This window comes from Limnospira sp. PMC 1279.21, assembly GCF_032349615.1.
In the GTDB taxonomy this organism is placed as follows: domain Bacteria; phylum Cyanobacteriota; class Cyanobacteriia; order Cyanobacteriales; family Microcoleaceae; genus Limnospira; species Limnospira fusiformis.
The window spans coordinates 1-9938 of sequence record NZ_JARPLU010000166.1 but is presented as its reverse complement, the minus strand read 5'-3'; the positions used below and the strand labels follow the sequence as shown (position 1 = coordinate 9938).

Genomic DNA, 9938 nt, shown 5'->3' with positions numbered 1-9938 from the left:
GAATTATTAATTATTAATTGTAGGGGCGGGTTCTGCTGTCAATTTTCCATCCCTACGACTATCTTAATAAACCCGCCCTCTCCGGCTGTCAATTCTCCGCCCCCACCCGGATATTAATAAACCCGCCCCACCCTTTCCGGGGTAGCACAGGCAAAATCAAAAAGCAACCCCCCTGGGAGAGGGGGGAGTTCCATTATCTAATGCGACCATCTGGCATAATTGCACCAGTTAGGATAGCACCATTTAGGATAGCGCCATTGAGGGTAGCATCGCGGAAACTAGCATCGCGCAGGTCAGCATTTTCAAGGTTAGCACCATCCAAATTAGCACCCCAAAGGTAAGCACCCCGAAGGTTAGCCCCCGTGAGGTCAGCACCTCGCAGGTTAGCCAAATTCAGGTTAGTATTGCTCAAATCCGCATTTCTCAAGTCGCATTCTTGCAAGTCAGCCTTCATCAAATTAGCCTTAATAAACTGACCCCCGCGAATATTACTACCTTGTAGGTTAGCCTGTTGTAGGTTAGCTTCATCCAAGCGAATAAACCGCATTTGGGAATCTTTGAGATTAGTCCCCTGTAGGTTAGCACCTGCCATTTTAGCGCCACTGAGTTTAATTTCACTCAGTTCTAAACTACTAAAGTCGATCGCTTCTAAAGTTAAGCCATTCAGAAAGGCTTTTTCAAGTTTAACCCCGTTTAATTGCGCTCCTCGCAAGTTAGCCCCACTCAGTCGCGCTCCCGTCAAATTAGCCCAATTTAGGTTAGCTTTTTCTAAGTTAGCCGATCGCAAATTAATCCCATTAAGATTAGCGCCACAGAGATTCACACCCGGTAAATTAGCGCGATAAAGTGTCACCCAAGACATCACCGCGCCGCTGAGTTTTGCTCCCCTTAAGTTAGCTTTATGAAGTTGCGCGCCGATCAAGTCTGCTTTAGTTAAATCAGCTTCAATTAAGCAGCTATCTCGCAGTTTCGCATAATTAAGGTTAGTACCATACAAAAAAGCCCCATTCAGGTTGGCTTCTAACATAAAGCATCGTTCCAGGTAAGCGCGAGCTAAGGATGCTTCTTTTAAATTAGAACCCGACAGGTTAGCCGCGATTAATTTAGCACCAATCAAGTTGGCTGCGGTTAAATCGATTCCACGAAAATCTCTTTCTCCCCTAAGATATCGCTCTAGGATTTCTGTTTCTTTCATGTTGAGGATCTCCTTTTTCATCACACAAGTTCTGAAACAGTCTCCGGCGATCGCTTAGTTGAGTTTCGACTGATTCAGATGCCTTAATTTGCTGCACCTCTGACGATAAAAGCTACTGCTAATAATCTCTTAATATTTATTTTATCTGTACCAGACAAAATTTGTGTATTTTGTTTACAAATGTTGATTTATCCTCTGATGTCTTTGTTGATTTTTTAAGCAATTTTAAAAAATTGTTCACGCCAAGCCGCCCCTAGAATTGACAGCCACCGGAACTCATGAGATCATACTTTTATATAATTGAAACTTTGCTATTTTTAGTTTGTTAAAATGTATCCATCATTTAATATAATAGCAAAGCCAGGGGCAAAAGTCAACCCCCTCTCTATCTCCCTTCTAGCGCACCATCCCAGATCGCGAGTTGCTGGCCTGGGGGCGAGCAGATTGACGGGCCAGCCCTCTGGGGAGAGAGAGGGATTTGCATGATCCATTGTTAACCCCTAGACAATTTTTGAGAAAGCGCTATAATGGCAACAAGGTCCGGCTGTGACGTTGGTGACTGCCAAAATGTTTTTTTGATCTATAACTCTAAAAACAAGGGAACCCCTTAGAATCGAGTGGCAGTATACCGGGCATTGTACCCGGAAACTTGAAGCTCGGCAGTGGTGCCCACCTGGCTCGTCCAGGTCAAAAACTGAGGTAAGACGGCGTTGCGGTTGGGCTGTTTATTAACGAAAAACGAAAAAAGCCCGAGGTCGAGAAGTAGATAACTCGAGTTTTTCGGGCTGCATTTATTTGAGTGTAACCGTTGTGCTGTTAACTAGCCTGACGAGAAGCTATTTTTTCAAAATAAGCCTGAGTTTGCTGAAGCATCTCCTCCCGACTATCATTTTCTTTGGTTTTAGTTAAAGTAGGGATGAGGTTACGAGCCTGTAGTGTCATGTGTAGCTGGAGATCAGCCACATACTCGCTAACATCTTGACGAAGGGAACAAGCTGGGTATCTATCCATATCTAAATTCAAAGTGTTTCTCGTCTCTCAATCTAAGGTGTTCGTAATCACTCATAGAGAGTATCATGCTTATGTACAAACTTGACTAACCTTGTAATGATATTTAATCTTTATGATGGGCTTCTGTGACAAACCGTTACATTGACCGCCCCTGTGTCCCTGTACCCATCTACCCTAATCCCGGATGTTCAAGACCAGAGGATCTGAAGTTACCCACGGTTAAGTCTGGGGACTTCCCCTCGAAAACAGAAAACAAAAACTCTGGTATTGTTGATATTCAAAAAATTATGGGTAAACTTAAATCAATTCAAGAGACCCTCACAGCAACAGCAGCATAGAATAGCTAAGTTGCTTAGTTAGATCCGGAATTATGTGGATTATGCAATGATCCATAATCCAAGTGATATTGTGCGCTGACTTGATCAAGTTAGCAAAAAGGACTTATAAGGAAAGGTATCGTTAAGATGGTAAACATTATTATTGGCACTCCAGACCCGGATTTACTGTTGGGAACCTCAGAAGATGATGAAATTCAAGGTCTAGCAGGGGACGATACCCTTTTGGGGTTTCAAGGGAATGATACGCTGTTCGCCGGTGAAGGCAATAACTTGCTATTTGGTGGACAGGGGGATGATTATTTGTTCGGCGGACCAGGTAACGATACCCTATTCGGTGAGTTAGGGGATGATGTTATCTATGGGGGGGAAGGAAACAATTTCATCCTGGGAAATGCGGGGAATGACTCTATAGTTGGCGGGTCAGGAAACGACACTATTTATGGCGGTCAGGGGTCTGACACGCTGATAGGGGGGGAGGGAGATGATCTGCTATTTGGCGATCGCGGTAATGATATTCTCTACACAGGTAGTGGTTTTAACACCTTAACCGGGGGCGCGGGGTCAGATTTATTTGTAATTGGTGTAGGGTTCAATGGCGGTCAGACCGATGTAATTACAGACTTTAGACCGGGGTTTGACCTAATTGCTTTAGCTAATGGTCTGGAATTTGCCGATCTAGAAATTGCACAGCAGGGGAATGATACCCTAATTCGCGATCGCCAAACCAGAGAGAGATTAGTGCTACTAGAAGCCACAGATAGCACCATTCTCAACAGTGGCAACTTTACCAAATCCATCACCAGCATTACCTCAGTCTTGGAATTTTGGGAAGATAGCGTCAACGCTGACGAAAATCAGTCATTATTGCAAATCCCCATCACCAGAACCGGATCTCCTCTTGATAGAGTAGGAGCAACTCTAGTAGTAGCTGGTGATAGCACCGCTGACGTGATCGCAGAAATTCCCGTAATTTTTGAACCCTTTGAAACCTTCAAAGAATTTACCGTTTCTATAGTCGATAACGATACCCCTGACGGACCGAGACCAGTTACCTTAACCCTAGCCGATCCCTCTGGGGGAGCCAGTATTGGCCAAAGGAATGAGTTGATCATTAACATCCAAGATGATGAACCCGCACCAGTACCGCCCCCGCCCCCAGAACCGACGCCGACACCCATTCCAGAGTTACCGGCGCTAAATCTGCCATCAACTTCTCAGGTGAGCCTCACTATTGAACCGGAAGCCGTAGAAGAAGATAGTGGCAACAGTTTAGTTTATACATTAACCCGCACACCAGATTCTTTGGGAGTGCCTTTGGCCGTAGATTTTTCCGTAGGTGGGACTGCTATTTTAGGGGAAGACTACACAGTTAGCGGAGCCGTTAGATTTGATGGCGATCGCGGAACCGCAATATTTGACCAAAACGCTACTACCACCCAATTTTTGATCACCCCCATTGCTAATGATATTTTTCAGCTAGACAGAACCATAGAAGTCGTTTTAGACGACTCAGGATTTTTGTATATCGCCGAAATCGGAGGGAATACGGCCACTGGCACTATTATAGATGATGACCCACCCCCCAGTCCCCCTTTATATGACTTCAGCGACAGTCGTTTTATAGGTGTTGAGGGAGATGATCCTAATAATCCTGAATTTGTGGAAGTCACCATTGAGCGTTCTTTCGCCACCGAGGCACCCTCACGAGTCGATGTGGCAATTACACCCATTACTGCTGAACCTGGTCGAGATTTTGAGCCCACTCCCGATCCCACCCCAGTCATGTTCGACGCGGGACAAACCAGCGCCACCGTTCAAATTGAACTAATTCCCAATACCGAACCAGACCCCACCAGAACCGCCAATTTATCCTTTACCAACTTCTTTATTGAGAGTACAGCCGGGGAAATTGAGGGGGGACAACCAGGCCGCCAGAACCCCGAGGCTACCCTAGTGATTTTGGATGATGACGGACCATTTAGCTATGAGTTCAGTCAGAGTTTGTTCACCACCCTAGAGGGTTCCGATACCAACGTCACAGAAGTTGTGACTGTTGAAAGAATTGGCAGAATTAGGGAAGCATCTTCAGTCACCGTTGAGTTAAGTGGTATTACTGCTGTTCCGGGAATAGATTTTGAGCCAGAGGAGATAACTATTAATTTCCAACCTGATCAGATTTCCCAAACTGTTCCCATCACCATTTTGGGTAATTTGGTGACTGAACCTAATCGAAATCTCCGGTTAAGTTTGGTTCCCGCAGAAGGGGAACTGGTAGGCGAGGAGAACCCCACCGCTGAATTAATTATTATCGACGATGATGATATCCCCACCTATGATTTCAGTCGCAGTATTTTTGAGGTCTCGGAAGATGATGGTGTAACTGAGACTGTCGTGGTGGTGCGCGGTGGTAATGCCAGCAATGCATCATCTGTAACTGTGGTTTTGCAACCGGGTCCGGAAAATCCAGCTACGCCGGGAGTTGATATTGTCGAGACTGAGGTGCGGTTGGAGTTTGCGCCGGGTCAAGAAGTCGCTAGGGTTCCCCTGGAAATTGTTGATGACGAAATAGCTGAACCCACCGAGTCGATTATCTTATCTTTTGAGGATTTTGAACCGAGGGGACGCGCAGGTGTCACTCATCCTACGGCTACTTTATTGATTCTCGATAATGACTCACCCCCAACTTATGATTTTGGTCAGTCTGAATATCAGGTGGAAGAGGGGGATGAGCGAAATACCACCATGGTGGTGGAATTGTTGCGGTCCGGGGATCTGAGTTCTCCCTCTTCTGTGGATGTGGTTTTAACTGGAATTACAGCCACTGAAGGAGATGACTTTGTTGGTAGTGTGATACCAATTCAGTTTGCTCAGGGAGAAACACAAGCCCGGGTTCCTATTGAAATTCTGGGTAATACCCTGGTGCAGCCTGACCGAACACTGCAACTAGACTTAGATGATAATTTTGTGGCGATTGTGGACGGAGAGGAGCAAATCCTAGGTCAGGCTGGCACTATCAATCCTAGTACGGTTTTGACGATTCTCGATGATGATATCGCCACAGTTTCCCTACAGGTGCTTACTCCCGATGCTGTGCAGTCTAGTCTGGATTGGGAACAAGACCCTCCGACTATCACTCGCTCTAGTAATGCGGTCTTGAGGATTAGTCGCGAACCTGATAATTTTGGGGATCTTGAGATAACTTTGGATCTGGAAGGAAATCGGATTTCTTTGGAAGATTATCAACTCGAAATTGATGGTCAAGTGATTCCCACAGACGGGGAAACGGCACAGGTGACGATTCCTGATGGTGAAAGTAGAATTGAACTGGAGTTGGTGCCGCTTGATGATGACCACGCGGAGGCTGATGAGTCTTTGACTTTCCGCTTGGCCGAATCTGATTTTTATATTGTTGACTCAAATGATAACCAGGGGACGTTAACTATTCTAGCTAATGGTACTGGGGTCAGGCAGTTAACTGATAGTCTTGATACGACTGAAGAAGCCTATTTTGACAGTATTGAAGGGTCTTTGCGACAGGCGGTTATCAATGCTGTGAATTTGGGTGGCACACAAAAAATTACTTTTCTTGATGAGGCAGAATCAGGAACAATTAATCTGGTGGGTGCATTACCAACTCTCAATGGAGATATTTATTTTGACGGTCCGGGAGCCAATAATTTGACGATTCAGCGTGATCCGGATTTGACTGATGAGTTTCGCCTGTTTAGGGTCAATACGGGGACGATGACTTTTGATGGGTTAAGGTTGGCTAATGGTTTGGCACCTGGAACTGACCTAGACGTTTCTGTAAGCACTACTTCTGGTAGTCGCGGCGGTGCGATCACTATTGTCTCTACTGATGCGAATGTTACTATTATCCGCAGTCTGATTGAAGGCAATGCGGCTAATAATGGAGGGGCGATCGCTAATTCGGGAATTCTGAATGTTATCGATTCCACTATTGCTGATAATCAGGCTGTTAATGGTGGTGGCATCATTATTATTGATGGAGAGGTTAATGTTACCAACAGCACTATTGCTAATAACTCGGCTCAAATCGGCGGCGGGATTTTTAACTCTGTTGCTGATCTGACTTTGACCAACAGTACCATTGTTGATAATACAGCGATCGCCAGTGGTGGCGGTGTCCGCAACATTGGTGGTAGTGCTAGTCTCCAAAATACTTTGATTACTAATAATACCGCTCCCTTCGGTCCTGATGCCGCAGCGGCTCCTGAATTTGCCTTTAACAGTGGTGGGGGTAATTTGATTGGAGATGGCAGTGATGCCTCTGGCTTAACTGATGGGGTAAATGGTGATATAATCGGCAGCGCAGATGACCCTGTGGATGCTCTCATCTCTCCCCTGGCTAATAATGGAGGACTCATCCCAACTATTGCTCTTTTGGAAAATTCACCAGCAATTAATGCCGGGAATAATACCTTTGCTGGTGGTTTTGTTAATCCCGGAGAGTTCGACAGCCGGGGTCTCGGATTCCCTCGCATTGTCAACGATACCATTGATATTGGGGCTTTTGAGTCGGAATTTTAACTAGAAAAACTGGGGATATGGGAATAGTCCATCATGGACAAATAACTCCCCTATTCCCCTCACCCTTCTCTGTGGTTAATTACCAGATTGACTATTGACATCTGATGAGACTTGACCTACAATATTATCATGGGAAAATGTGGGCGCATATATAGTGTAAAATTAACCCTCACAGATTCCGAGGATGATTAATAAACAATTGTAGGGGCGAACAATTTTCGCCCCTACTGCGGGGAAACGCTTGTGGAGAGGGCAATTAGGTCAACTATTGCACAGTGCCACTACTAGCAGCAGCCTTGGCGGCGGCGGCTTCGTCGGGGTGTATTTTTAGGCGGGTTAAGTTAATCCGACCTTTGGGGTCAATTTCGCGGACTTTCACGATGACCTCATCTCCAACAGCCACCTCATCCTCAACTTTGGGGACTCGGTATTCTGCTAATTGAGAAATGTGAATCATGCCTTCCTTTCCAGGTAGAACTTCCACAAAAGCACCAATAGGAATAATCCTGGTAACTTTCCCTACATAGACATCTCCGGCGTTTAGCTTGCGGGTCATACCCTGAACAATTTGGTAAGCGCGGGCGGCGTTTTCGCTGTCTGTAGAGGCAATGGTAACAGTGCCATCATCGTCGATGTCAATTTTAACGCCTGTTTCTTCGGTAATTCCTTTAATGGTTTTACCTCCCGGACCAATGACCAGACCGATTAAGTCTGGATCAATTTTCAATGTCAGCAGGCGAGGTGCGAAGGGAGACAGGTCAGGACGATGTTTGGGTAGGACTTCCAGCATTTTCTCGAGGATATGCAGCCGCGCGGGTTTAGCTTTGGCGATCGCATCTGCGACTACATCCAAGGACAAGCCAGTAATCTTCATGTCCATTTGTAGGGCGGTGATACCACTATCGGTACCTGCGACTTTAAAATCCATATCTCCCAAAAAGTCTTCAATCCCTTGAATATCTGTGAGGATACGAACTTCCGACCCTTCTTTAATCAAACCCATCGCCGCGCCACTCACAGGCTTGACAATGGGAACCCCAGCATCCATCAAAGCCAGAGTGGACCCACAAACGGACCCCATAGAAGTAGACCCATTAGAGGATAGCACCTCAGAGACAATCCGAATCACATAGGGGAACTGCTCTTTTGATGGTAGCACAGGCAATAAAGCCCTTTCCGCCAAAGCACCGTGACCAATTTCTCTACGTCCTGGCGATCGCATAGGTCTTGTTTCCCCCACAGAATAGGGAGGGAAATTGTAGTGGTGCATATAGCGTTTTTCATCTTGGGGGTGGAGGTCATCAAGATCTTGAGCATCTCCGGGGGTCCCCAGAGTAGCAATAGAGAGGACCTGAGTTAGACCGCGATTAAATAAACCACTACCATGGACTCGTTTTGGTAATAATCCCACCCGACAGGACACCGGACGCACCTGGTCTAAATTGCGACCATCAACCCGCACTCCCTCGGAGAGGATTTGCTGTCGCATGAGTTTTTTGGTGATGTCTTTAAAGATCATCCCCACCGCTTTAGGATTTTCGGTATTGAACAAGCTAATGGGGTCATCTTCTGGCATTAGTGCGATCGCACTGACAATTTGCTCTTCTTTGATCACATCAAGAGCAGCATCCCGTTCATCTTTGGTCAACTCAAACTGACCCAGAACCTTTTTAACTGGTTCTGTAACCCGTTCTTGGATAAATTCTATCAAAGTCGGATCTTCTGGTGGCGGTTCTTCGATCGGGTTCTCAATCCCCAATTCCTGCATAATTTCAGTTTGGGCTTTAATCAAATCCATGACCGCCTCATAACCGAAATCGATCGCCTCAATCACATCATGTTCTGGCAATTCATTAGCCCCCGCCTCCACCATGACCACACCTTGGGGCGACCCAGCCACCACCAAATCGAGGTCACCGTTTCTAATTTCCTTGTAGGTAGGATTAATAATGAAATCATCTCCCACTAATCCCACACGCACCGCCGCCATAGGTCCATAAAAAGGAATTCTGGCCAACAACACAGCCACAGAGGCACCTGTTACCGCCAGAACATCCGGTGGTACTTGCTCATCCATCGACAAAGTGGTGGCCACTATTTGAATATCGTCTCTAATCCAACCGGGAATGAGAGGACGTAGGGGGCGGTCAATCAAGCGACTGGTGAGAGTAACGCGATCTGGGGGGCGACCCTCTCTCCGTAGAAATCCGCCGGGGATACGACCACCAGCATAAAGTCTTTCCTCATAATCTACTAATAGGGGCAGGAAATCAATTCCCGGTCTTCCTTCTGCACGAGTTGCTGTTACCAGAACTGATGTATCTCCTGATTCTACTAACAGGGCTCCCCCCGCCTGCGGCGCTAGTAATCCAATCTTGAGTCTAATATCCCGTCCATCAAAGGATATCGACTTATCAATTTCTTGCATCTATTTTCTCTTCCTTCCTGCTATCACAAATTCTCACCATCTTGACACCCACCTAAGCAAAAACAGGGGAACCATCCCAGGTATCCGCCTATCCAGTTTTTGTAGATGCGATCGCAATGGGTTAAAGATCTCCCCGCCCCATTATGGGGGAGTCATACCCCAGGCTGAAAATTTTTCCTGCCTATTTTTTATTTTTCAGTACCGATCGCTGCTGCCACCTTTAAAGATACATTTTCAGCTATGTTGGCACAGTTGACACATCGAGCGTGGGAGGGGTTTAATCAGTCAATCAGTAATTAGCCTAGCTGTAAGCCAGACTGTTTGTGATCATCTGATGTTTACATCAAGAGATATCAAGGGACTGATACATTTACGCGACATTTTTCCGGTTGTTCCCGGACAATGCGACGATAGC

Annotated in this window: 5 protein-coding genes and 1 other RNA gene; 3 read left to right on the top strand and 3 right to left on the bottom strand. The window is 46.1% G+C overall.

Features of this window, described 5'->3' with window-relative positions:
• Positions 1-193: 193 nt before the first annotated feature.
• The gene (locus P5683_RS19685) at positions 194-1195 is read right to left on the bottom strand and encodes a pentapeptide repeat-containing protein (RefSeq protein ID WP_315640942.1); all 1002 of its coding nucleotides are present in this window, start codon (positions 1193-1195) and stop codon (positions 194-196) included.
• Between the two features lie 538 nt (positions 1196-1733).
• On the opposite strand from P5683_RS19685, the gene ssrS reads away from it, so the two are divergent.
• Positions 1734-1918, top strand: a non-coding RNA gene (gene ssrS, locus P5683_RS19680) — 6S RNA.
• Between the two features lie 93 nt (positions 1919-2011).
• On the opposite strand, the gene P5683_RS19675 is transcribed toward ssrS, so the two are convergent.
• Positions 2012-2206, bottom strand: a complete 195-nt coding sequence (locus P5683_RS19675; protein WP_006669505.1) for a hypothetical protein — start codon at positions 2204-2206, stop codon at positions 2012-2014.
• A gap of 125 nt (positions 2207-2331) precedes the next feature.
• On the opposite strand from P5683_RS19675, the gene P5683_RS19670 reads away from it, so the two are divergent.
• A complete protein-coding gene (locus P5683_RS19670; RefSeq protein WP_008052563.1) occupies positions 2332-2544 on the top strand; it encodes a hypothetical protein in 213 nt (70 codons plus the stop codon).
• A 126-nt stretch (positions 2545-2670) separates the two neighbouring features.
• Positions 2671-7095, top strand: coding sequence for a Calx-beta domain-containing protein (locus P5683_RS19665; protein ID WP_048895247.1), 4425 nt, complete (start codon positions 2671-2673; stop codon positions 7093-7095).
• Between the two features lie 265 nt (positions 7096-7360).
• Here P5683_RS19665 and P5683_RS19660 read toward each other — a convergent pair whose 3' ends face one another.
• Entirely contained in the window at positions 7361-9523 is a 2163-nt protein-coding gene (locus tag P5683_RS19660) for a polyribonucleotide nucleotidyltransferase (RefSeq protein WP_006623598.1), read from the bottom strand.
• Between the last annotated feature and the right edge of the window lie 415 nt (positions 9524-9938).